This window comes from Algoriphagus sp. UBA3586 (assembly GCF_002376385.1).
GTDB classification, from domain to species: domain Bacteria; phylum Bacteroidota; class Bacteroidia; order Cytophagales; family Cyclobacteriaceae; genus Algoriphagus; species Algoriphagus ornithinivorans.
Genome location: NZ_DFMT01000049.1, coordinates 93,330 through 116,498, shown reverse-complemented (window position 1 = coordinate 116,498; position 23,169 = coordinate 93,330). Strand labels below are relative to the sequence as shown.

19 protein-coding genes are annotated in these 23,169 nt (G+C 40.4%); 6 read left to right on the top strand and 13 right to left on the bottom strand.

Features of this window, described 5'->3' with window-relative positions:
- Nucleotides 1-209: 209 nt before the first annotated feature.
- Both recG and B2906_RS17965 read right to left on the bottom strand, forming a co-directional pair.
- Nucleotides 210-2,303, bottom strand: a complete 2,094-nt coding sequence (gene recG / locus B2906_RS17970; protein ID WP_144605943.1) for an ATP-dependent DNA helicase RecG — start codon at nt 2,301-2,303, stop codon at nt 210-212.
- Between the two features lie 86 nt (nt 2,304-2,389).
- Nucleotides 2,390-3,451, bottom strand: a complete 1,062-nt coding sequence (locus B2906_RS17965) for a phosphotransferase enzyme family protein (RefSeq protein ID WP_144605944.1) — start codon at nt 3,449-3,451, stop codon at nt 2,390-2,392.
- 157 nt (nt 3,452-3,608) lie between these two features.
- Between B2906_RS17965 and B2906_RS17960 the strand changes: the two genes are divergently transcribed.
- Nucleotides 3,609-5,384, top strand: a complete 1,776-nt coding sequence (locus B2906_RS17960) for a sodium:solute symporter family protein (protein WP_144605945.1) — start codon at nt 3,609-3,611, stop codon at nt 5,382-5,384.
- On the opposite strand, the gene gldD is transcribed toward B2906_RS17960, so the two are convergent.
- Entirely contained in the window at nt 5,381-5,953 is a 573-nt protein-coding gene (gldD, locus tag B2906_RS17955) for a gliding motility lipoprotein GldD (RefSeq protein WP_144605946.1), read from the bottom strand. The two genes, B2906_RS17960 and gldD, sit on opposite strands and share 4 nt — an antisense overlap.
- A gap of 77 nt (nt 5,954-6,030) precedes the next feature.
- Here gldD and B2906_RS17950 point away from each other — a divergent pair, with 77 nt between their 5' ends.
- Nucleotides 6,031-6,561, top strand: coding sequence for a DinB family protein (locus tag B2906_RS17950; RefSeq protein ID WP_091653350.1), 531 nt, complete (start codon nt 6,031-6,033; stop codon nt 6,559-6,561).
- A 39-nt stretch (nt 6,562-6,600) separates the two neighbouring features.
- On the opposite strand, the gene B2906_RS17945 is transcribed toward B2906_RS17950, so the two are convergent.
- The 4 genes from B2906_RS17945 to B2906_RS17930 all read right to left on the bottom strand — a co-directional run bounded on the left by B2906_RS17945 (nt 6,601) and on the right by B2906_RS17930 (nt 10,575).
- Nucleotides 6,601-7,209: a nitroreductase family protein gene (locus B2906_RS17945; RefSeq protein WP_144605947.1), complete on the bottom strand. Its 609-nt coding sequence runs from the start codon at nt 7,207-7,209 to the stop codon at nt 6,601-6,603.
- A gap of 14 nt (nt 7,210-7,223) precedes the next feature.
- A complete protein-coding gene (locus B2906_RS17940; protein ID WP_091653353.1) occupies nt 7,224-8,576 on the bottom strand; it encodes an FAD-dependent oxidoreductase in 1,353 nt (450 codons plus the stop codon).
- A 158-nt stretch (nt 8,577-8,734) separates the two neighbouring features.
- On the bottom strand, nt 8,735-10,021 hold the full coding sequence (gene kynU / locus B2906_RS17935; protein ID WP_144605948.1) for a kynureninase: 1,287 nt from the start codon (nt 10,019-10,021) through the stop codon (nt 8,735-8,737).
- A gap of 41 nt (nt 10,022-10,062) precedes the next feature.
- The gene (locus B2906_RS17930; protein ID WP_144605949.1) at nt 10,063-10,575 is read right to left on the bottom strand and encodes a 3-hydroxyanthranilate 3,4-dioxygenase; all 513 of its coding nucleotides are present in this window, start codon (nt 10,573-10,575) and stop codon (nt 10,063-10,065) included.
- A gap of 122 nt (nt 10,576-10,697) precedes the next feature.
- On the opposite strand from B2906_RS17930, the gene B2906_RS17925 reads away from it, so the two are divergent.
- Nucleotides 10,698-11,678, top strand: a complete 981-nt coding sequence (locus B2906_RS17925) for a dipeptidase (RefSeq protein WP_144605950.1) — start codon at nt 10,698-10,700, stop codon at nt 11,676-11,678.
- Nucleotides 11,678-12,298 carry a thiamine pyrophosphokinase gene (locus B2906_RS17920; RefSeq protein WP_144605951.1) on the top strand — a complete coding sequence of 207 codons (621 nt, stop codon included), beginning with the start codon at nt 11,678-11,680 and terminating at the stop codon, nt 12,296-12,298. Before B2906_RS17925 ends, B2906_RS17920 begins: the two co-directional genes overlap by 1 nt.
- Here B2906_RS17920 and B2906_RS17915 read toward each other — a convergent pair.
- The 4 genes from B2906_RS17915 to B2906_RS17900 all read right to left on the bottom strand — a co-directional run bounded on the left by B2906_RS17915 (nt 12,285) and on the right by B2906_RS17900 (nt 15,488).
- Entirely contained in the window at nt 12,285-12,770 is a 486-nt protein-coding gene (locus tag B2906_RS17915) for a GAF domain-containing protein (protein ID WP_144605952.1), read from the bottom strand. The genes B2906_RS17920 and B2906_RS17915 overlap by 14 nt on opposite strands.
- Nucleotides 12,763-13,788 (bottom strand): bifunctional diaminohydroxyphosphoribosylaminopyrimidine deaminase/5-amino-6-(5-phosphoribosylamino)uracil reductase RibD, encoded by a 1,026-nt coding sequence (gene ribD, locus B2906_RS17910; RefSeq protein WP_144605953.1) that lies wholly within the window; start codon nt 13,786-13,788, stop codon nt 12,763-12,765. The genes B2906_RS17915 and ribD overlap by 8 nt, the downstream gene beginning before the upstream one ends.
- Entirely contained in the window at nt 13,788-14,588 is an 801-nt protein-coding gene (locus tag B2906_RS17905) for a DUF4382 domain-containing protein (protein WP_186300116.1), read from the bottom strand. The genes ribD and B2906_RS17905 overlap by 1 nt, the downstream gene beginning before the upstream one ends.
- 87 nt (nt 14,589-14,675) lie before the next feature.
- A complete protein-coding gene (locus B2906_RS17900) occupies nt 14,676-15,488 on the bottom strand; it encodes a DUF4382 domain-containing protein (protein WP_219957367.1) in 813 nt (270 codons plus the stop codon).
- Between the two features lie 104 nt (nt 15,489-15,592).
- On the opposite strand from B2906_RS17900, the gene dgt reads away from it, so the two are divergent.
- Nucleotides 15,593-16,936 (top strand): dGTP triphosphohydrolase, encoded by a 1,344-nt coding sequence (gene dgt, locus B2906_RS17895; RefSeq protein ID WP_219959484.1) that lies wholly within the window; start codon nt 15,593-15,595, stop codon nt 16,934-16,936.
- A gap of 105 nt (nt 16,937-17,041) precedes the next feature.
- Nucleotides 17,042-20,044, top strand: coding sequence for an AsmA-like C-terminal region-containing protein (locus tag B2906_RS17890; protein WP_219957366.1), 3,003 nt, complete (start codon nt 17,042-17,044; stop codon nt 20,042-20,044).
- Nucleotides 20,045-20,104: 60 nt separating this feature from the next.
- Here the strand turns inward: B2906_RS17890 and B2906_RS17885 are convergent, their stop codons facing one another.
- Together B2906_RS17885 and B2906_RS17880 are read right to left on the bottom strand one after the other, a co-directional pair.
- Complete coding sequence (locus B2906_RS17885) at nt 20,105-21,898, bottom strand: acyl-CoA dehydrogenase family protein (protein ID WP_219957365.1); 1,794 nt, start codon at nt 21,896-21,898, stop codon at nt 20,105-20,107.
- An 18-nt stretch (nt 21,899-21,916) separates the two neighbouring features.
- Nucleotides 21,917-23,092 carry an acetyl-CoA C-acyltransferase gene (locus tag B2906_RS17880; protein ID WP_091653369.1) on the bottom strand — a complete coding sequence of 392 codons (1,176 nt, stop codon included), beginning with the start codon at nt 23,090-23,092 and terminating at the stop codon, nt 21,917-21,919.
- Nucleotides 23,093-23,169 lie beyond the last annotated feature (77 nt).

Sequence of the window (23,169 nt, the reverse complement as noted above, 5' to 3'; positions counted from 1 at the left end):
ATGCCTTAGCGAGCTATTTATTTAAACCACATAGGATTCACAATAGCACACATAGGTTTGAAAATAACTCACTAACCAATAACTCTTAACTACTCTAGTTCTAGGATATTTTTCTACTACATAGAGATGATAGAAAACATAGTTTTTAAAAACACTTTGCCACTTCTTTTCTTTGCAGGAGATTAAATAGCTGCGCCGTTGCGAGCAAATTAGGATATCCTACTCCAATTCATGGCCGTTTTCTTCTGCTGCCTAACTTGCCTTAAGATCGGCGCATTCTCAGGCAATGCTAAATTCGGATCATTCGCTAAAATCTGTTGAGCAGCATCCCTCGCCAAAGTCAAAATTGGGGCATCTTTACTTAAATCCGCGATCAACAAATCCGTAACTCCACTTTGCTGTGTTCCCATCAAATCTCCCGGCCCCCTCAGCCTCAAATCTACATCTGCTATCTCAAATCCATCATTGGTTCTAACCATGGTCTCCAGTCTAACCCTAGAATCCTTGCTTAGCTCGTACTTACTCATCAAAATGCAATAACTCTGCTCGGCACCTCTACCCACCCGACCTCTCAACTGATGGAGCTGAGACAAGCCAAATCGCTCTGCATTTTCAATCACCATTACAGAAGCATTTGGAACATTCACGCCTACTTCAATCACTGTAGTGGCAACCATGATTTTGGTTTCCCCCTTCACGAAACGTTGCATTTCATAATCTTTGGCATCTGACTTCATGGATCCATGAACAATGCTCAGTGGATATTGTGGAAATGCACGGGCTATACTTTCATAGCCATCCATCAAGGACTTTAGATCTAAAGTTTCTGAATCTTCTATCAAAGGGTAAACAATGTATACCTGTCTCCCTTTTTGAATTTCCTGATTGATAAAACCAAATACTTTTAAGCGGTCTTTATCATATCGATGCACTGTTTGTATTGGTTTTCTTCCGGCAGGTAATTCATCAATCACCGACACATCCAAATCTCCATAAAGGGTCATCGCCAAAGTCCTGGGAATTGGCGTTGCAGTCATGACTAACACATGGGGGAGAAATTCCTCATTTTTTGCCCAAAGCTTCGCTCTTTGAGCTACTCCAAAGCGATGCTGCTCATCTACAATGGCCAAACCCAAATTTTGAAACTGTACTATATCTTCCAACAATGCATGGGTTCCAATGAGAATTTTCAATTCGCCCGACAGCAGTTCTTCATGTATTATTTTCCTGGCTGATTTTTTAACAGAGCCGGTGAGGATTGCGATTTTCAAACCCATCATATCCGCAAACTCTTTCAGGCCCTCATAATGCTGATTTGCCAAAATCTCAGTTGGAGCCATCAAACATGCCTGTGCACCGGAACTGATCGCTATCAACATACAAATAAAAGCGACCATGGTCTTTCCACTTCCTACATCTCCCTGTACCAGGCGATTCATCTGCTTACCTGACTTAAGATCATGATAGGCCTCTCGAATAACACGCTTTTGTGCATTGGTTAATTCAAAAGGAATATGATTTTGGTAGAAATCAGTCAACAATTCCGTGTTGTCCAAAACTTGTCCCTTGAACTTTTCAGTTCTGGCAACTTTCATCATCAAAAGCCTCAACTGTAAAAAGAAAAACTCTTCGAACTTTAGGCGTTTCCTGGCTCGGTGTAAAAGGCCTGGCTCCGATGGAAAATGTATTTCCTTAACAGCTTCTCTTTTTCCAATCAGTTGATATTGTTGAAGGATCTCCTGAGGAAGTGTTTCCTGAATATGAGGATAGCAGGCCTGCACCAACTGCTCCATGATTTTGGAAATCCCTCTACTATCCAAAAAGCGGGCTCTCAGCTTTTCCGTAGTTGAATAAACCGGCTGAAAATTATTTCTCTTTTCCGAAGCTTGGGATAGTGGTTCCATCTCTGGATGGGCGATACTCCATTTTCTCCCAAACTGAGCAGGCTTTCCAAAAAATATGAATACCGCCCCAGTTGGCAATTTCTTTTGGACCCATTGAATTCCCTTAAACCAAGTCATTTCCATTTCTCCGGTTTCATCAGCCACATGAGCTACCAGTCGCCTTTTTCCGCCCATTCCAATCAGCTCCACTTTCAAAATCCGGGCGATTACTTGGACATTTTCTAACTCCTCATGGAGCTCCCGGATTTTATAAAACTTGCTTCTATCTTCGTAGCGAAAAGGGTAATGCTGTAACAAATCTCCATAAGAAAAAATTGAAAGCTCCTTATTCAGCAAATCCGCCCGTTGGGGACCAACACCTTTTAGAAATTCAATTTTTGTGTCGAAAAATCCGGACAAGAGATTCTGGTTTTAGAGGAAAGCAAATTAAATCGGGTAAGCATCAAAAGCCAAGTTTTTGACTAAAATTGTCAGGTCCTACTGGTTTAAAGACAAACTTTATTTCCTATCTCTTCAAGAATCTTTCTTTTGGCTTGCTGATCTTTTAAAAAGATCATCTGATTTTTCGCTCTGTGAAGATTTTGCTCGGGGTACTTTACCTTATAATAGACATTCCCCATCAAATGATCCGTAAAAAATCTCAATCCCATGATACAAGTCATGATTTCTCCTGCCAATAGCAATGACTCTTTTTCCGCTGAAGTTGCAATACTTCTAATTCCTGACCAATACCCTTTTAGAAGCTCTTCATAAACGTCAATATTCAAATGGATAGCCGGCCAATTGATACTTGTTTCGGATACCGAGCAGCCAACTGTACGAATCAGGTCTCCCAAATCATAAAGCAGATATCCTGGCATTAAGGTATCCAAGTCGATCAAGGCTTTCACATTTTGAGCATTTTCAGAAAAAATCAAATTATTGATCTTGGTGTCATTATGGGTTAAGCGTAAGGGAAGATTGGAGATCCAGGATTTGTAAGCCTCCACTAAGGGCTTTTGGTTGATATAAAACATCAAAATTGACTGTTCCTCTTCATTAAGGTTTTGCTTTGAACTAGCCACCTCCAAAAACCTCTCATACCGCAAGTCCAACCGATGAAAATTGGGAATAGTTTCCTGATAAAGACTGAGGTCAACATCCTTCGCCCAGGATGCGAAAAATCCATACGCTTCCCCCGCAACATATGCCTGCTCTTTACTTTCGATTTCTTGAATAGTGGTGCCCTGAACAAAATCAAAAAGCCGATAGAGTTTCCCTTCCCAGTCTATCATATTTTTTCCTTCAGCAGACTTTAAAGGCAGAGGAAGATCATATTGAAATGGATGACTGTCTCTATATTCAGCCAGCAAGCTTAAATTGGAGGATATTCTTTCCGGGAATTGAAATACTTCCCGATTAAAGGCTTGGAGAACAAATAAACCTTCTGGAGTATTCAATAAAAAAGTCTGATGAATCAAACCCTCTCCCAATTCAGTGAGGGTAGCTTTGGAAATAGGTCCTAATTCATATTCCTTAAAAATGGCTGTAAAGAGTGCTTCATTCATAGTTTGAAAATACAACAGATCCCATTTTAGACATTGAATTCAGGAAATTTTATCAAAAGAGCGAAAATTTTTAATGTTTTTAAAATTTATTAAAAAAGCCAGAAGGCATTTTAATAAATTTTTTGTTATTTGGGCGAATTAAATAAACCCATCACCCATGAATGTCAGCACTTTAGACTGGGCCATCATTGCAGCCTTCTTTATCATATCCCTTTTGATAGGGATTTTCACTTCCAAAAAAGCCGGAAGCTCAGCAAAAGAATTCTTCCTTTCCGGGAGAAATATGCCTTGGTGGCTATTGGGGGTATCAATGGTAGCGACCACCTTTTCAGCAGACACTCCCAACTTGGTTACCGATATAGTCAGAAAAAACGGAGTAGGAGGTAACTGGGCCTGGTGGGCATTTTTGTTAACAGGGATGCTTACGGTATTTGTGTATGCAAAACTTTGGAGAAGATCCGAGGTCACCACCGATTTGGAATTTTATGAATTGAGATACTCTGGAAAAGGTGCTGCTTTCCTGAGAGCTTTCAGAGCATTGTATTTGGGTATTTTCTTTAATGTAGTCATTATGGCTACGGTATCATTGGCTGCGATCAAAATCGGTGGAGTGATGTTGGGGCTTTCTCCCGTACAGACTCTTTTGATAGCCTCAGTGGTTACGGTGATTTACAGTTCTTTGGGAGGTCTGAAAGGCGTTTTATTGACAGATTTCTTTCAGTTTTTTATAGCCATGATAGGTTCATTTGGAGCCGCTTATTTTATCTTGGATTTACCAGAAATTGGCTCTCTGAATAATCTTTTGGCACATGAAAATGTGGTAGACAAATTGGATTTTGTTCCGGACTTCACAGATCCCAATGTGTATATTCCTTTATTCATCCTTCCGATTGCAATTCAATGGTGGGCCACTTGGTATCCAGGAGCTGAGCCAGGTGGCGGTGGCTATATCGCCCAGCGTATGCTTTCGGCAAAAGATGAAAAAAATGCCGTAGGTGCTACTTTATTTTTCAATATTGCCCATTATGCCATGAGACCTTGGCCTTGGATATTAATAGCCCTTTCCTCATTGGTGATTTTCCCTAACATATCTGATATGCAGGAGGCATTCCCTCAGATTCCGGTGGATAAATTAGGAGATGATTTAGCTTATTCAGCCATGCTTACTTTCCTTCCTACAGGCCTAATCGGAATTGTATTGGCTTCATTGATTGCCGCGGTCATGTCAACTCTTTCGACACACCTTAACTGGGGATCCTCATATATCGTGAATGATTTTTATCTCCGTTTTGTAAAGCCGGAAGCTTCTGATAAAGAATTGGTAGCTGTGGGTAGGATTTCCACGGTAGGATTAATGGTATTGTCAGCATTCTTGGCTTTAGCACTTTCTTCTGCTTTGGATGCGTTTAACATTCTGCTCCAAATCGGTGCGGGTACCGGCTTGATATTTATACTTCGTTGGTTTTGGTGGAGAATCAACGCTTACACAGAGATTTCTGCTATGGCCATTTCATTTGTAGTAGCCATATTTTTTGAGGTAATCAATCCTAAAGTCAACTGGATTTTAATTCCTGAAAATCAAGCTTACCTCAAACTCATCTACTCAGTTTCCATCACAACTGTAGGCTGGTTATTGGTTACTTTCCTGACTCAACCGGAAAAGGACGAGGTATTACTCAGCTTTTATAGAAAAGTATATCCGGCTGCTTATGGTTGGAAAAAAGTGTTGGATAGATATCCTGAGGAGAAGCAGACCGTTGGCCAACTTCCAAAAGAAATTGGTTTGATGCTGATTGGTTCCATCATGGTATACGCCGCATTATTTGCAACTGGCTTCTGGATCTACAGTGAGACCTTTCCAGCAATCATCGCTTCAGCAGTGGCAATAGTGGGTGGAGTGATAATTATTAAATCCTGGAAAAATCTGCGTTAATCCCGAAATTTCACTGAATTCATCAGGTGGGCCATGTCCACCTTGATGTATTCTATTACAGGTGCCAACGAATCATTTTTCATAGCTGTATTAAAATACAAGGCTCCACGAAGGAAATGCTCTGTGGAATCTGTAACAAAGAACTGAAATTGGGTAGGTACTTCTCCCTGTAATTCTGCCACGACACCCGTATATCCATTGGGCGTTACCAAGACCGACTCTTCGATTCCATAGGCTTTGATTTGATGCTTGGCTGTCAACTTAAAGGCATCCGTTGACAAAGTTCTGAAATCCTGAGTCTGGGTGATCGGCTTGTAGGTCAAGTGAACTTTAGCTCCAAAGTTCGGATAGCTTAAATTAATCCAATTTTTCTCCGCCAAATTAAAGGAATCTGGCTCAACTCTACTGTGAACGGATAACTCAAATTGATATGCATAATCACCTGATAGAGGCTGGTAGCTATGATTTGGTAAATCAATTCTATTATATCCTGGAGGTTTGGGAAGATAGTTTTCCTCACATCCCATTAGAGCAATTAAAAATATGCCAGCCAATACCATTCTCTTCATGCTTTAAAATTAGTCTTTTGAATTTGATTTGAACTTGGAATAATGGAAATTTAACATGTAACCAACCATAGTTTCCTATGAAAAAGACAATAAGTACCCTGATTTTCAGCCTAGCTGCAGGAATGATGATGCTGGCTTCAGGCTATGCGAATGCCCAAACTACCATGGAGGAGTTTGTGAGCAAATGGAACAACAGTAAGCAGTTTACGATTGATGTGTTAAATAAAATGCCTGACTCAGGAATGGATTACAAAACTGATCCGGATGCCATGAGTTTCAAGGAGCAAATTCATCATATTGGTTCTGCCATTGTAGGCATCTCGAAAGGATTCCTTGGAGGCGGAGATTTTGATTTTACAATCGATGTGGCAACCGCGTCAAAAGCTGAATTAGCAGATTATGTTGCCAAATGCTATGACTATGGAACAGCAACCGCCAAGGCATTAACACCCGAAAAAGCTGGGGAACAAATAGAGGTTTTTGGAAATAAAGTAACTCGAAGACAAGTTTTGGCCCTAATCATGGATCACAGCACTCATCATAGAGGAGCTGCCATTGCATACCTTAGAGCAAATGGTGTAGAGCCTCCTGCTTTTGTGGGATTTTAAATCAAAAGAGGCTGGTTTGATAGAAACCAGCCTCTTTTTTTATTCTCTTATCCAGCCAACTTTATCAGCAATTGGCTCTCTTTTTCCTGCTGGCCAGTTTTCAGTAGCTGGCTTTGCAACATAAAAGAAGCCCATCAGCATATCTTCGCCCTCCAGTCCAAAATCTTCTCTGGCTTCTTCCCAAAACGTCGGTCCACCAGTACCCCAATAAGCTGCTAAGCCATGAGCGGAAGCAGTGAGATACATATTTTGAACGGCCATAGAAACTGCTGCGATTTCTTCCATCACAGGAATACCAGAACCCTCGGTTCTTTTCATCAAAATTGCAATGACATGAGATGCTTTTAGAGGATTCTCTTTGAATTTTTGGTAGGTAGCTTCAATAAATGGGGTCCTATTCTTTTCTGCCCTTTTCTTGTACAACTCGGCCTGATAATCAGCAAATTTTTTCAAGCCCTCACCAGTGTAAACAATAAATCTCCAAGGTTGGGTCAATTTGTGAGTAGGTGCCCAATTTGCGTTTTCCAACATTTCTTCAATGATGCTGTCATCTACGGGGTCATTCTCTTTGAATTGAGCTACGAACATGGATCTTCGTCCACGGATAATCTTATTAACTTCTTCGATGTTAAAATCGGGTTTCTGCATATTGCTATTAAAAGTTATACTGCTTTCGCAGTTTCCATGATATTGATGATTTCTTCGTAGTCCAGCTTGTCCCAATTTTCGGTGATTAAAGGATCTGCCATCACCTTATCCATTACTGCTTCCTGTAATTTTCCTTGAGCATAGGCTTCTGCATATCCCATATCGGAAAAAGTAACCATGGAATACAAAGGAATCCAGTCATTAGGATATAAATCGTGCAATTTTGCCTCAATCTTTTTCCTAAGAATAAATTTAGGATCTGCTACAGAATCACGCATTTCCACGAAGTTTTCCATCGCTAATTGGCAAATTGCGTCTGTATCAGGCTTACGTTGCTTCTGGAATTTTTCAAATACCAAGTCCCAAGAATTGTGACCGAATTTATCCAGATAGCTATTTAAAATATAGCAGTCCTCAAATCCGCAATTCATTCCCTGACCATAGAATGGAACCATCGCATGGGATGCATCTCCCAATAAGATACTGTGCCCTTGAACCCAAGGATAACACTCAATATTGATTAGTGCTGCTGTAGGGTTTTTAAAATATTCCTCCTTTAAGTTGGGCATCAACTGATAAGCATCATCAAAATAATGCTTGAAAACAGATTCCAAATCTGAATCATCATTGATTTTTTCAAAGCAAACTTTACTTCCCTCAAAAGGAAGAAACAAAGTGCAGGTAAAGGACTTGTCTGGATTGGGAAGTGCTATCAGCATAAATTTTCCCCTTGGCCAGATATGCAAGGCATTAGGGTCCATTGCAAACTCCCCTTTGGAAGTTGCCGGAATCGTCAATTCCTTATAGCCATGAGAAATATATTCCTGCTTGTAATTAAATCGAATTTGCTTTTGCATAGCCATTCTCAAAGAAGAGTAGGCTCCATCTGCACCAATAATTACCGGTGCTTCTTTCTTATAAATTCCTTCTTTGGTTTCGAAGGTTATTTCCTGATTAGAAAAATCAACATCCACGCATTTGTGCTCAAAATTGATCACAGCACCTAAGCGCTCTGCCTCCTCAGCGAGAAGTTGATTGAATTTTCCTCGGGAAATAGAATAAATCGCTTGCTTGTTTTTCCCATAAGGAATGAAAGTGGTTCCTCCATGCTCATCATGGACTTTTCTTCCATACATTGGAATCGCTAAAGGAAGAACTTTATCTTTCAGACCAACCTGCTCCAAACTTTTCCATCCTCTATGGCTCAGAGCCATGTTGATAGATCTTCCTCCTTCGTAATAAGGCGTTTTGCGTTTATCAGGCCTTTTGTCGTAGACAGAAACATCCAGACCTTGACGCTTAAGATATATGGCCATCAATGATCCGATTAATCCGGCGCCAAGGATGGTGATTTCGTTTTGTTTCATGAGATTATGATCGCTTTTTAAAAGGCCTTAAGCCTTTCCCGAATAGCTCCACTTGTTGGATGCTCCACTCGGAAATATCTCGCATGCTGGGTGATTAGACTTCTGTTCATCAACTGTATCATGCTCGAACTCATAAGGATTGGTTGATCCTCGCTCTTTTAAGCGAATTTTTCTATAGATTGTTCCAATATCTGTGCAAATCGGAATACATCCTCAAAGCTATTGTAAAGTGGAGTAGGAGCCAGACGAATCACATTTGGATTTCTCCAATCTCCAACAACTCCGTGTTTGTACCATTCATCAAAGACGGCTTTTCCGCCTCTATGAATGTGCAAAGATAACTGGCAACCTCTTTCCAATTGATTTTCAGGGGTAATTATTTCCAAAACACCGGATTCACCACTGATTTTCTTGATCAAAAACTCCAGATAACCAGTTAGCAAAAAGCTTTTTTTCCGAAGGTTTTCAATTCCAGCCTCCTGAAAAATATCTAAAGAGGCCTGATGAGCCGCCAATGCCAAAACATTACTGTTGGCCAATTGCCAGCCGTCTGCTCCATGCATGGGGATAAATCCCTTTTCCATCAGAAAGCGCTGTCCCTCATCATGCCCCCACCAGCCTGCAAACCTAGGTAAATCCGGACTTTCGGCATATTTCTCATGCACATAGATCCCCGAGACATTTCCCGGGCCTGAGTTCAAATACTTATAACTGCACCAAGTAGCGAAATCCACTTCCCAATCATGAAGCTTCAGAGGAATATTTCCTGCAGCGTGGGCCAAATCAAATCCAGCGAAAGCTCCAACGGAATGTGCAGCTTGGGAAATGGCTTTCATATCAAAAAGCTGACCTGTGTAGTATTGAAGGCCTGCCATATTGACCAAAGACAATGAATCTCCCTGCTTTTTAATCTCTGCAAGAATATCTTCGGTTCTTAGCGTATGCTCGCCTTCTCTTGGCTTCAACTCAACGATGACCTCAGCGGGATTTAAACCATGAAATTTCACCTGGCTTTCCAACATATACTGGTCTGAAGGAAATGCCCCAGCTTCAATAATGATCTTATTTCTGGACTTAGTGGGTCTGTAAAAAGAAACCATCAAAAGGTGCAAGTTCACGCTCAGGTTGTTCATAGCCACTACCTCATGCTCATGTGCACCAAATAGTTCTGATAATGCAGGCTTAGACTTCTTTCGGATATGGTACCAGGCATCTTCCCCGTGAAAATGTCCATCCACGGCTAAATTACCCCAGTTTTCAAGTTCTTTTTCCAAATAGCTTTTGACTGATTTGGGTTGTAAGCCTAGAGAGTTTCCACAGAAATAAATGGCTTCTTTTCCATTTACTCTAGGGAATAGAAACTCATTTCTAAATTTTCTCATAGGATCTTCCTGATCCATTTTTTGAGCGAATGCTTCTGAATATTGATAGTCTGGAAATTGCATATGTTTGAGGATGGGTGAAAAGATAAGTTTGAATTTAAACCTTACTTTTCCATGACAGTACCGCAGTTTTTACAAGTAGTGTGTTCGGGATTGTTCCAGAATCTCTCCATGATTGGAGGCAATTGATTTACTATATCCGTCAGCTCGACATATTCTTCATACAGCAAATCACCGCAGTTTTCGCAATGCCAAATAAAGCCATCCTTTTCCCCTGGCCTTCTATAGCGTTCAATTACCAGGCCGACAGTATTAGCAGGTCTTCTTGGAGAGTGAGGAACCTTGGGCGGTAAAAGAAAAATCTCTCCCTCTTTGATATGAATATCTTTAGGCTTGCCGTCTTCAATAATTTTTAAAGTAATATCTCCTTCCAACTGGTAGAAAAATTCTTCTCCCTCATCGTAATGGTAATCTTTACGGGAATTGGGACCTCCCACTACCATCACGATAAAGTCATCATTCCCTTTAAAAACTTGCTGATTTCCAACAGGCGGCTTTAGCAAATGCCTGTTTTCATCTATCCATTTTTTGAAATTAAAAGGTTGGGATACTGCCATTTTGTTTGCTTTTAGGATGATTTGGAAAATATGCTGATATCTAAACTAGTAACAAGATTCCAGCCTAAAAGTATTAAAAAACACGCGTTTTTTTGGTTTACTTTGTCCAAATGCCAGAATTCATGCCCTTCCCAATAGTCGACCTACACTGTGATTTATTATCCTATCTAGCCAAAATACCAAATGCTAGTCCTTTTGCAACAGAGGATATTGCCTGTGCTTTTCCTCATCTGATCAATGGAAATGTAAGATTGCAGATTTGCGCAATTTATACGGATGTACGCCCTAGTTCTATGGATTTGGGTTGGAAACAAGCTGTGATTTTCAGAGAATTAATCGAAAAAGAGTCTACTTCTTTTATGGAGTTCGATGGAGAAAATTTAGCTCCTTCTGAAAAAGTGGGCATTATGGCATCCATAGAAAATGCGGCTGGAATTGGACATGAGGACGCTTCCTGGAAAGAAATTTACGAGCAGTTTGATCGGATTTTGGAAAAAACAGGAAAGCTGGCCTATATCAGTCTTACTCACCATACCGAAAATCGATTTGGTGGTGGGAATTACACGGAAGGAATTGGTCTGAAAGATGATGGAAAAAAATTGCTCGACTACATGAGTGGCAAAAAGATTCCCATTGATCTTTCACATACCTCCGATTTATTAGCAGAAGGAATTTTAACTCACATCAAAAAAGAAAATCTTTCCATCCCTGTTATTGCCAGTCATTCCAATTATAGGGCGATTTGGGATCACAAACGTAATTTGTCAGATGAGTTTGCTCAAGAAATTATCATCCAAAAAGGGATTATTGGGGTGAATTTTCTCCGGGCATTTTTGGATAATGATGTGCCGGATAGATTATACGAACATATCCTTCATGGATTTGAAATTGGTGGAGAAGAGGCGCAATGTTTTGGTGCAGACTTTTTTTACACACTGGATTTTCCTGATCCCAATCGATTCCCTTTCTATTTTCCACTCGCTGAAAATTCTGGAAAGTATCCTGCTATTTTGGAGGCACTTCAAGCTAATTTGGAGCAGAGTTCACTGGAAAAGCTAGCTTATAAAAATGCTCTTAATTTTTACCAAAACCTGTACCGCTAATGTCTTCCCATCATTTTGTCAAAGAGCAACAAGAGCCTGCAGTTTTAATTTTAAATACGGAAGGCTTCAGTTTTGATTCAATCAGTCCCTTATTGGAATGGGTGCCTACTGTATTGGTCGCCGAAACTTGTGTGGAGCAGGTATTGACTTGGGTTATTAAAATAGATGTGATCCTTGCAAGCCAAGAGTTTCAACAAAAGAATTTGCAGCTTTTAGAAGAGCAATATCCCCTGAAATTTTACACTTCTTCTCCTCAGGAATCTTTGGAAAATGCTCTCCACTATTTATTGGCCTCCGCTCATCAAGCAGTACACCTGGTTGGTTTTCCTCATGAAAAGGCTTTGGAATTATCTCTTTTTTTAGAAAAAATGGACCTCACTATTCTGGAGCCAGGATGGAAATTTTACCCAGTAAAAAACGGTGCTTTCAAAAAATGGCTGCCCGAAACTATTTTGGAGATTTTTGGAAAGGAAAATTTGCCTCTAGAAATTGAAAACTCCAACGGAAAAATAATTCTTCCTCTCACATACATCACTAGAATAGAAGTGCCAGAAGGCTTTACCAGCATTCAATCCTCAGAGCTTTTTTGGGTGGGAGAACCTTTGATTAGCTCAAAGTAGCACTCAGAGATTTCATCAGTTTCTCCAAATATTCTTGATCTGTGTTGTCAAAATCATTCAATTGATCAGAATCGACATCCAAAACCATCGCTACCTGATCCCCTTTAAATACAGGAACTACAATCTCTGATCGAGAGGCTGAACTGCAAGCAATATGTCCTGGAAATGCATCCACATCCGGTACCAGTTGCGTTTTTCCTTCTTTCCAGGCGGTTCCACAAACCCCTTTTCCAAAAGAAATTCTCGTACAGGCAATAGGTCCTTGGAATGGACCCAAAACCAGTTGATTTTCTTTGACTAAATAAAAGCCAACCCAAAAGAAATCAAAGGCCTGTTTTAAAGCTGCGGCTACATTGGATAGGTTGGCATATAAGTCCGGCTCCCCCGAAATCAAGGCTTCAATTTGAGGAAGCAAGGCTTCATATTTTTCAGCTTTGGTGGCTGTTTCAGGGATGAATAAATTTTCAGACATGATAATAAATGGCTAGTTCGTCTTCTTGGAATTGGATTCGTTCGGTGGCAGAAATAGGAAGCTGTGGAGCTTCGACACCTTCTTTGAATCTGGTTTTGGAGGTAAACACTCTTGCTTCGTCCCAAAGTTCGGATTCAATAAATTTATTCAAAAGGAAAGCCCCTCCCTCCACCAAAACACTTTGAATTTTTCGCTTTTGAAGGTCTTCCAAAAGTGCGGAAATTTTAAAGTTGGGAGAAAGCTTTACCCATTCAATATTTCCTTGGATTTCTGATTTGACTGTATTGTAACAAATGGTAGGTATCGCTTGATCGAAAATTTTCAAATCAGGTTTAAGTTCCAGTTTCGGATCAATGACCAAGCGAAGTGGATTTTTACCTACCCAATCTCTCACATTCAAAGCTGGATCATCATATAATGCTGTATTTTTCCCTACCAAAATAGCATCTTCTTCGGCTCTCCATTTATGCACCATTTGCCTACTTTGGGAATTGGATATCCACTTGGAGGAGTAATCTTTTCTAGCTACAAATCCATCCAAAGTTTGGGCCCATTTCAATATGACATAAGGTCTCTTTTGCTCGATTTGAGTGAAAAATCTTCGGTTTTGCTTTCGCGCTTCCTTTTCCAAAATGCCTGTTTCAACTTCAATTCCTGCATTTTTTAAGATTTCTATTCCTTTCCCTCCAACAAGTGGGTTAGAATCTGTTGCGGCAATCACCACTTTTTTCACCTGCTTTTCTACCAAAAGGTTGGCGCAAGGAGGAGTTTTTCCAAAATGAGCACAAGGCTCCAAGGTGACGTAGACTGTGGATTTTTTTAGCATTTCAGAATCAATGACAGAATTGACTGCATTGACCTCTGCATGGGGACCACCGTATTTTTGATGATAGCCTTCTCCGATAATTTTATCATCGTAAACAATTACGCAGCCTACCTGTGGGTTGGGGCTTACATTTCCTCTTCCCAATTCCGCTAGCTCTAGAGCTCGCTGCATATATGTGGCATGCATTTCCATCAGGGTCTAGGTCTAAATGTCAAACGATCCAATGCAAGTGTTTCTCCAGCTTCAACCTCGACGTTCTGAAGGGTATCTGGAAGGAAGTTTTGATTTTTGGGATCAAAGTAAAGCGTATAAGTACCTTCTGGCAATCTGAAAAGATACGTTCCGGAACTGTTTGCATGAGTACTGGTGCTATCTCCATTTGCAATGGCAAAAATGGCTGGACGTAATTGATTTTGAGAAAATGTACCTCTGATTTCTCCAACATTTCCCGGAATGACCAAGTCTATGGAAGGAGTAAAATTTAATCTCAAGGGATTTGTAGAAATGGTCTGAATGGATTTTTCCAGATCAAAATCCAGAATCACATCATAGGAAAACCCAGTTTCTATATTCAGGCTTAAAGGTAAAACCACCTCTTCCGAAACGCCATCTGCGTAATTTAAAGCATATCTGTTTTCTCGTTCCCAAAGGAAATTTCTTGTACCTAACCTGACAGCTAATTGGGTGATTTGACCAACAGGCAAGGGACTTCTACCCAGAAGTAAAACCTCTCCGCCTACTAAATCAGAAACCTTGACTTGCTTATTTCCCAGTTCATATGGTATGAAAAATACTTCTTGCGTGCTTTCTCTGCCCTGAACATTCATACTCACATCAACCCCTAGAATTTCCACGAAAACAGAATCATAGGCTGGAGGAGCATCTACCAAAACCAAATTGAGAAGGCCTTCTTGTCTGTCTGCGATGCCATCGCAAGATCCAAAAAGAAGTGTCAGGGCCGAAAAGAAAAAGAAATATGCTGATTTATTCACAATGCAAATTTAGTCCAAAAAGTCAAACTCAGGCCTTAAAAACAAAAAAGCCGGCGAACCGGCTTTTGAGGGTGTATTATTAACAGCTTATTCTTCTTTCAAAGTCACTGTGACTGGATCTAAAACAGTGATTTCGCCTTGCTCAACCACTACCGCTTCCAAACTCACTGGAGTATATCGCTCATTTGGAGTGATCAAAATCGTATATGTTCCAGGCTCTAAGCCTTGAATTTTAAAGTTCCCGGCTTCATCAGTAAAAGTGTTGAAGCTTTCTCCATTTCTGCTAGCTGAAACAGCTATGGTCTGCGCATCCAATGGTAATACCAATCCAGAAATCCCTGCTGCTTCCTCTAAATAAGCTCTCAAAACAGGCTTAAGAATAATGTTTCCTGAGTTTCCTGCAACTACAATTGACTTGGCAACATCGAAATCAATTACCAAATTATAGGATTGTCCTCCTTCAATAGGCTGATTTACCTTAATTTTTAGACCATTTTGTTGAGCACTTGGTGTCTTCAAATCGAACTCATTTCCGTCAGAAACTACGTAATTGTTTTCTCCAAGTACCAATCTGATTTGATCAATTTCCCCTTCTTCAAAATCCTCGGTTCCCAACAACAAAGAATTGTTACCGGTAAGGTCCAAAAGGTTGACCATTTTATCCCCCGGCTCATAATTCATTTCTCTCCAAGATGAATCATCATTCTCATCCGAGTTATCAGACTTCATTCGAACTCTCACAGCGAGAACCTCCACCCAAACTTCATCAAAATCTCCAGGGGCATCCACCAGGTAAAAATTTACGCGGGCCATTCCTTTATCCGGCGAATCATTGTAATCACAAGCGAAGCAAAAAAGGGCTGTTATCGCAAGAAGAAAATTAGAAATATGTTTTTTCATTGGTTTTAGTTTTAGTGCTATTAAAACCCGACCAATGTCCATGCCAAGTTCAATATTCTATTCTTTTGAGGATTTAAGTCTAGACCTTCTTATTTTTGGGCATGATGAAATGGGAAAGACTCCTCACCCGAGGAAGATTTGGAGACAAACCTGGATTTATTCCAACTCAAGCCACAAGAAGTGAATTCGAAATCGATTATGACAGAATTATTTTTTCTGCCCCATTCCGCAATTTACAGGATAAAACGCAAGTTTTTCCACTTCCTGAGCAGGCCTTTGTCCATACGAGATTAACTCACAGCCTGGAAGTTTCTTCAGTAGGCAGATCTTTAGGAAAAAGTGCGGGGGAATATTTGATTGAAAAATATCCAAGCCTTCAGAAATTAGGAATCAGCAGTTCAGAAATCGGAGGAATCGTAGCTGCGGCTGCTTTGACTCATGACATTGGAAACCCTCCTTTTGGCCATGCTGGGGAAGAGGCTATTTCTGATTTTTTTAAATTTCATCCTGCCGGAAAAATATGGGAAAACCACGTCAGATTAGAGCAATGGGCTGATTTATGTAATTTCGAAGGCAATGCCCAAGGATTCCGGATGCTTGTATCGAAGCAGTTTGGGCTCAAGCTTACCTATGCTACTTTGGCAGCATTTACCAAATATCCAAGGCCTAGTCAGATTGCCCATAGGGATATCGCCCGAAGAAGTCAGAAGAAATTTGGCTTTTTCATCAATCAATTGACTGATTTTGAGCAGATGGCTTCTTTTCTGGGCTTAGAAAAAGCTACGGATGAATGTTGGTACCGGCACCCATTGGCTTTTTTGGTAGAGGCAGCAGATGATATTTGCTATAGCATTATAGACTTGGAAGACGGATGCACCATGGGACTGGTGGGCTTTGATGAAACCATCTCTTTACTTTCTCCTATCTTAAAAGATAGGTTTGATCCTAAAAAGCTGGAAAATAGAACCGCTTCTCAAAATTTAGGGGCGCTGAGGGCTTTGGCTATTGGTGAGTTGATTCAGGAAACTGTGGAAGCTTTTGTACAATATGAGGAAAGTATGTGCAAAGGAAATTTTGACAAAGCTCTTACTGACATCATTCCCTCTGCTAAGCATCTCCAAAAAATCACAGAAGTCTCTGTTAAAAAAATCTACCGGTCTAAAGTAGTTTTGGAAAAAGAGGCGGCAGGATTTCAGGTTTTGGAAGGTTTATTATCTGTCTTTTCAAAAGCACTGTATCATCAGTTTTATGCCCCAGAGAATTTCTCAGGCCAAGACAAAAGTATTCTTCGTTTATTACCTGAAGACTTTCCTCTTAAAGGTTGGGGAGAAGAAGTGAATCCTTATCCGCTCTTGAGAGCGCTTATCGACTTTATTTCAGGAATGACAGACAAATACGCTCTCAACCTTTACCGCAGAGTAAATGGCATTTCCTTTCCAGGAAGTTAATTCTTCTGAATTTCCGGGAAAACCCATTAACTTTTTAAAGCTTGGCAAAATCTTTACTTGAATCAATTAGGTTCAATTAGCGTTAGAATTTAGAATCAATCTTTTATGAAAAAAGCAATCTATATACTTCTGGCAATTTTTAGTTTTCTAATCCTGAGTGCAGTGGCGATTCCTATCATCTTTAAAGACAAAATCGTCGCAAAAATTAATCAGGAGCTCGATGAGTCTATCAATGCTACAGTCTACTACAATCCTCAAAAAATATCCTTGAGCATTTTTCGAAGTTTTCCCGATGTCAGCGCTGGCTTAGGAGATTTTGGAATTATCGGAAAAGACCAATTCGAAGGGGATACACTGATTCAGGTAGATCAATTGGATCTGGATTTCAATTTAAAATCTGTTCTTTTCGGGGATTACCCTATGCTCACTGGATTGCATTTGAATGGTGGCGATCTTTATATCAAAGTCTTAGAAGACGGAACAGCCAATTATGACATTACCAAATCTTTAGACTCTGAATCAGAATCATCTGAAAGCAACTTTAGAATAGGCATAGAGCAAATCGAAGTAAATCACGTCAACATGATTTATGACGATAGATCCTTGCAGTTTACCATGGCCTTAGCGGATATCATGGCAAGGGGCTCTGGCGATTTTACCTTGGATGTTTATGATTTGCCTGTCAAAGCTACTGCAACTATCGCAGATATGGCTTATGAAGGAACTCATTATCTAACCAATAAAAAATTTCAGGGAGATGCCAACGTTCAGGTCGACCTGGAAAACATGAAATTCAGTTTTGAAAATGGAAAATTTGGACTGAATGATTTTCTTTTTAACATGAATGGCTTTATAGCCTTACCCGAAGAAGGAGTCGATTACGACCTAGCTTTTGCTGCTCCTGATTCGGACTTTAAAAGTGTTCTTTCTTTAGTTCCGGGAATGTATACCGAAAGCTTCTCCTCTATCAAATCCTCAGGAACTATGAGTTTTGAAGGTTTTGTCAAAGGACTTTACACTGAAACCAGCATCCCTTCTTTTGATATTAATCTTCAAATTAAGGATGGAATGTTTCAGTACCCAGAACTTCCTAAGCCTGTGGACAAAATTAACGTCAACATGGCGGTAAAGAATGAAACCTCTCAACTTGAGAATACCTCTATTCAGATTCCTACTTTTTCCATGAATTTTGGTTCAAATCCCATCTCAGGGAATTTCACTCTTCAAAACCTCAGGGATTACCTGATGGAAGGGGAGCTGAATGGTAAGCTTAACTTGAAAGAACTTACTTCTATTTTCCCAATTGAAGGGACTAGCCTTGCAGGAAATCTGGACTTTAGCGCACGAGCCAAAGGCAGATATGATTCTACCAATAAGGTTTTACCTGCTATTGCTGCCCAGTTTAAATTTTCTGAGGGATATGTAAAAAATGCAGAGTATCCTGCCGCATTGGAAAAAATTCATGCGGTTGCCTCGATTCGAAGCGATAAGGGAAGTATGCAGGATTTTGTGGCAGACTTCAGCAGTTTCGGTTTTGAGCTGGAAGGTGAAAAAATTGAAGGAAACCTTAGAATAGCGGATTTTGAGGCGCTCAACTGGCAAGGTGCTGTAGCAGGAGCGGTGGACTTAGAGAAAATCATGGCGATTTTCCCAATTGCAGATACCGAATTGAAAGGAAAAATTCAGGCAAATATCAACAGTACCGGCTCATATCAGGATGTGGAAAAAGAGCAGTTTTCTAGAATCAATACTTCAGGAGACCTCACTGTTTCCCAATTTTTCTTCAAATCTAAAGACTATCCTCAGGGAGTGGCAATCAATCAAGCTAAAGCCAATTTCAACCCCCAGCGAGCTGAATTGGTGGAGTTTGATTCGAAACTGGGAAAAAGCCCACTGACAGCTTCCGGTTTTCTATCCAACTATATGGATTATTTGCTTTCAGAAAACGGAACATTGAAAGGACAGCTTTCCCTGAACAGTTCCTATTTTGATATCAATGAATGGATGAGCGAAAGTAGTAGCTCAAGTACAGACAGCAGCAAACTGGAAGTGATCGCTTTACCAAAAAATATTGACTTCACCATGGCTGTGAGAGCGGATGAGGTAATCTATGATAACCTCAATCTCAAGGAGGTCCGAGGAACCATGGTTTTAAGAGAGGGAATTCTCAGCTTCAATGAGGCAGGAATGAAAACCCTAGATGGACGAATCACGCTGAATGGAAACTATGACCCAAGAGATATTTCCAATCCAAAATTCGATATGAGTTTGGATATCTCAGAGTTAAGTATAGCCAAGGCTTTTCAAAACCTTACAACAGTCAAAGCTTTTGCTCCGATTGCCAAGGATATAACAGGCCGATTCAATACCAAACTCAATTTCAGTGGCCTCTTGGGTCCAGACATGATGCCTGTGCTTTCCTCTTTGGATGTATCCGGAATTTTGGCGATTGCCGAAGCTGCTTTGAAAGAAAATAAAATACTGGAAGGTTTGACCAGCCTTACCAAATTAAAAGATGCCAACACCATCAAATTGAGTAATATCAAAGTTCCGATCAGTATTGAAAACGGGATGATGGAGGTAAAGCCTTTCGATGTGAAATTATGGGATTATCAAACCACCGTACAAGGAACAGCTGGGTTTGACGGGTCCATTAATTATTTACTGAACATGCAGGTGCCGGCTGGGAAATTTGGAGCACAGGCTAATAGTATTTTAGCTAGTATTTCAGGAAGCCAGGCAAATGAGTCCACATTGATTCCTTTATCCATCAACTTGGCCGGTTCTTATAATCAGCCTAAAGTGAGTTTGGCCGGAGGAAATAGTATAGAGACACTGCTGGCAAATGCGCTCAGATCCAGATTTGATTCCGAAAAACAAAACTTTCAAAATCAGGCTCAAGAGCAATTTCAGGCAGCACAAGACAGCATAAAAAATCAGCTGAAACTCAAAGCCGAAATGGTTCAGGACAGCGTGAAGAAAGAATTACAAAAGAAAACAGGTGAAAGTGCAGAAAAGGTAGTACAGGAGGCAAAGAGTATATTGAAAGGAGTACTCAAAGGAACTCCCAAACCCACCAAGCCGGATACTACTTCTACCAAAAATTAATAAAAAAGGCCTCCTGTTGCATTCATAACAGGAGGCCTTTCTCAATCTATCTGTGATTATTTAAAAAGGATATTTTCCAGCCTCAATCATGTAATCAGCTATTTGTCTTCTCAGCTCTTTGGTATTGATCAGATCCATTTTAGTAAATCTCTTCAATCCCATCAACATCACTTTTTGCTCATCTCCTTTGGTAAATGAAGCAATAGCTTCTTTAGCTGCCGCGTTGATTTTTTCCACTGCTTCTGAAAGATAAACTTGAGCCATGGAAATTTGATGCTTGCAAGCTTCTTCTCCTTTGATACTTACCAGTTTTTCAGCTCTTAAAATCGCTGACTCTGCTGCATAAATTTCAATCATCACATCAGCAAGATTCATCATGATTTCCTGCTCATCTTCAATTTTATCCTGAAGAGCCATGGCTGCTTTTCCACCAACCATCAAGAAAACCTTCTTGAGCTTAACCAAAACATCTTTTTCAGATGCAAATAGCTCAGAAGTATCGATAGTTTCAAAGGATGGAACAGATGTCAATTCCTTGGAAACAGCCATTGCCGGCTCAAAAAGGTTGATTTCACCTTTCATCGCTCTTTTCAATAGCATTCCAACCATCAACATTCTGTTGATTTCATTAGTCCCCTCATAAATTCTGGCAATACGCGCATCTCTGTATGCTCTTTCCATCGGGGCATCGGCAGAATATCCCATGCCACCATATACCTGAACGCCTTGATCTACGACGAAATCCAAAACTTCTGATCCATGTACTTTGGCTATTGCTGCTTCAATTGCAAACTGTTCCAAAGCTTTCAATTTTGCTTCCGCATCAGGCATGCCTTCTGCAGCCAAAGCATCCATTCGATCTTCAATATCCTGTCCGGCACGATAGCAAAGTGATTCAGAAACGAAAGTACGGGTTGCCATTTCTGCCAACATACGCTTTACTGCTCCGAAAGAATTGATACTAACTCCGAATTGCTTTCTTTCTGTAGAATATTTTACTGCCAAAGAAGTCACAGTACGAACCCCTCCCAATACTCCGGCTCCTAGTTTTACCCTTCCGATATTCAGGATATTCACAGCGATCTTAAAGCCATTTTCTCTATCAGAAAGCATATTTTCCACAGGAACTTTGCAATCATTGAAGAAGACCTGACGGGTAGAAGATCCTTTGATACCCATTTTCTTTTCTTCTTCATTCATTGTAATCCCGCCAAAGGATTTTTCTACGATGAAGGCTGTCAGATTTTTATCATTCTCAATTTTTGCAAACACGATGAATAAGTCTGCAAAACCTGCATTGGAAATCCACATTTTCTGTCCATTGATCAGATAATGTTTTCCATCTTCAGTTAGAGTTGCTTTGGTTTTACCGCTATTTGCATCTGAACCAGCATCCGGTTCGGTCAAACAATAGCATGCCGCCCATTCACCAGTTGCCAGTTTAGGAAGGTATTTTTGCTTTTGTTCTTCATTGCCATAATACAAAATAGGCAATGTGCCTATACCCGTATGAGCACCGTAGGTAGTAGAAAAAGAACCAGCAGCTCCAATAATATCAGCAATCAACATGGAAGTGTTGAAGCTCATTCCCATTCCACCAAATTCTTCCGGAACAGAAATACCCAATAGACCAAGTTCACCCGCTTTTTTGAAAATGGAAGGAACTAAATCCGGATTTTTCATACTGTCAATTTCCTCGATATTCGGAGTGATTTCCGTATCGATAAAATCCTGACATGCCTGAGCCATCATTTTTTGCTCTTCAGTAAATTGCTCTGGAATAAAGATGTCCTGGGCATCTGTTTCCCGAATAAGGAATTCTCCTCCTTGGATTGATTTTGATAGAGTTGTCATTTTATTTTTTATATTCTTTTATTTCAATAGTTCATAAATTCCAGCAACTCCCTGACCACCACCTACACAGGCCGTGACCATTCCGTACTTGGAATTTCTTCTTCTCATTTCATTGAAGAGCTGCACTGATAACTTCGCTCCTGTACATCCCAGCGGGTGACCTAATGCAACAGCACCACCATTTACATTCACCAATTCTTCATCCATATCCAGTGATCTGATTACTGCTAAAGCTTGAGCTGCGAAGGCTTCATTCAATTCTACCAAGCCAATATCTGACATAGACAAACCAGCTTGTTTTAAGGCTTTTGGCACTGCTTCTTTGGGTCCTATTCCCATGATTCTGGGATCTACCCCAGCTACTGAATAGGACATCATTCTAGCAACGGGGTCCAAATTCAGAGATTTCATCAATCGCTCAGACATGACAACCACGAAGGCTGCACCGTCGGAAGTTTGGGAAGAATTTCCTGCGGTCACCTGCCCACCATTTTTAAAAGCCGGTTTTAATTTTGCCAAAACCTCCATGGAAGTTTCTGCTCGAGGACCTTCGTCTGTATCTACAACAAACTTTCTTGTTTTCTTTTTCCCTTTTTCATCCAGGTAGGTTTCTTCAACTTCTACTGGAACTATCTCATCTTTAAATTTTCCACCATTAATTGCAGCTAGTGCTCTCTCGTGGGATCGAACCGAAAATGCATCGGAGTCCTCTCTGGTAATGGAATATTCTTTGGCCAATTCCTCAGCTGTCAAGCCCATGCTTAAATAGTAGGACGGATGCTCAGAGGCAATTTTCCAGTTTAGGGCAGTTTTGTAGCCCATCATTGGTACCAAAGACATAGATTCTGTGCCACCTGCTATGATACAATCAGCCATTCCAGCCTTGATTTTACCAACAGCCAATGCAATGGCTTCTAATCCAGATCCGCAATAGCGGTTGATGATAAACCCTGGATTATCTATGCCTAAAGCCAGCAAAGAAATCATTCTTCCCATCTGCATTCCCTGTTCCGCTTCAGGTACTGCATTTCCTACTATGAGATCATCGACCATTTTAGCCTCCAGTCCTGGAGTGTTGGCCACCAAATGTTTGATTACATCTGCAGCTAAATCATCCGGTCTGTAAAATCGAAATCCTCCTTTTTTGGATTTTCCAACTGCTGATCTATATCCATTAATTATATATGCGTCCATGGTTAGTTTACTTGAGTGTCTATTGTTAATTTTTAAAGTGCATCTTTTAAATATGAAGCGAGAGATTAGATACGAGA

Excerpts from the sequence above, each read along its gene's own strand:
- B2906_RS17900 (WP_219957367.1), bottom strand. The coding sequence starts at position 15,488 with ATGAAAAAACATATTTCTAATTTTCTTCTTGCGATAACAGCCCTTTTT.
- gldD (WP_144605946.1), bottom strand. The coding sequence starts at position 5,953 with ATGAAGAGAATGGTATTGGCTGGCATATTTTTAATTGCTCTAATGGGA.
- B2906_RS17880 (WP_091653369.1), bottom strand. The coding sequence starts at position 23,092 with ATGGACGCATATATAATTAATGGATATAGATCAGCAGTTGGAAAATCC.
- B2906_RS17890 (WP_219957366.1), top strand. The coding sequence starts at position 17,042 with ATGAAAAAAGCAATCTATATACTTCTGGCAATTTTTAGTTTTCTAATC.
- B2906_RS17925 (WP_144605950.1), top strand. The coding sequence starts at position 10,698 with ATGCCCTTCCCAATAGTCGACCTACACTGTGATTTATTATCCTATCTA.
- B2906_RS17960 (WP_144605945.1), top strand. The coding sequence starts at position 3,609 with ATGAATGTCAGCACTTTAGACTGGGCCATCATTGCAGCCTTCTTTATC.
- dgt (WP_219959484.1), top strand. The coding sequence starts at position 15,593 with ATGAAATGGGAAAGACTCCTCACCCGAGGAAGATTTGGAGACAAACCT.
- B2906_RS17930 (WP_144605949.1), bottom strand. The coding sequence starts at position 10,575 with ATGGCAGTATCCCAACCTTTTAATTTCAAAAAATGGATAGATGAAAAC.
- ribD (WP_144605953.1), bottom strand. The coding sequence starts at position 13,788 with ATGGAAATGCATGCCACATATATGCAGCGAGCTCTAGAGCTAGCGGAA.
- B2906_RS17950 (WP_091653350.1), top strand. The coding sequence starts at position 6,031 with ATGAAAAAGACAATAAGTACCCTGATTTTCAGCCTAGCTGCAGGAATG.
- B2906_RS17965 (WP_144605944.1), bottom strand. The coding sequence starts at position 3,451 with ATGAATGAAGCACTCTTTACAGCCATTTTTAAGGAATATGAATTAGGA.
- B2906_RS17940 (WP_091653353.1), bottom strand. The coding sequence starts at position 8,576 with ATGAAACAAAACGAAATCACCATCCTTGGCGCCGGATTAATCGGATCA.
- B2906_RS17945 (WP_144605947.1), bottom strand. The coding sequence starts at position 7,209 with ATGCAGAAACCCGATTTTAACATCGAAGAAGTTAATAAGATTATCCGT.
- B2906_RS17915 (WP_144605952.1), bottom strand. The coding sequence starts at position 12,770 with ATGTCTGAAAATTTATTCATCCCTGAAACAGCCACCAAAGCTGAAAAA.
- B2906_RS17885 (WP_219957365.1), bottom strand. The coding sequence starts at position 21,898 with ATGACAACTCTATCAAAATCAATCCAAGGAGGAGAATTCCTTATTCGG.
- kynU (WP_144605948.1), bottom strand. The coding sequence starts at position 10,021 with ATGCAATTTCCAGACTATCAATATTCAGAAGCATTCGCTCAAAAAATG.
- B2906_RS17920 (WP_144605951.1), top strand. The coding sequence starts at position 11,678 with ATGTCTTCCCATCATTTTGTCAAAGAGCAACAAGAGCCTGCAGTTTTA.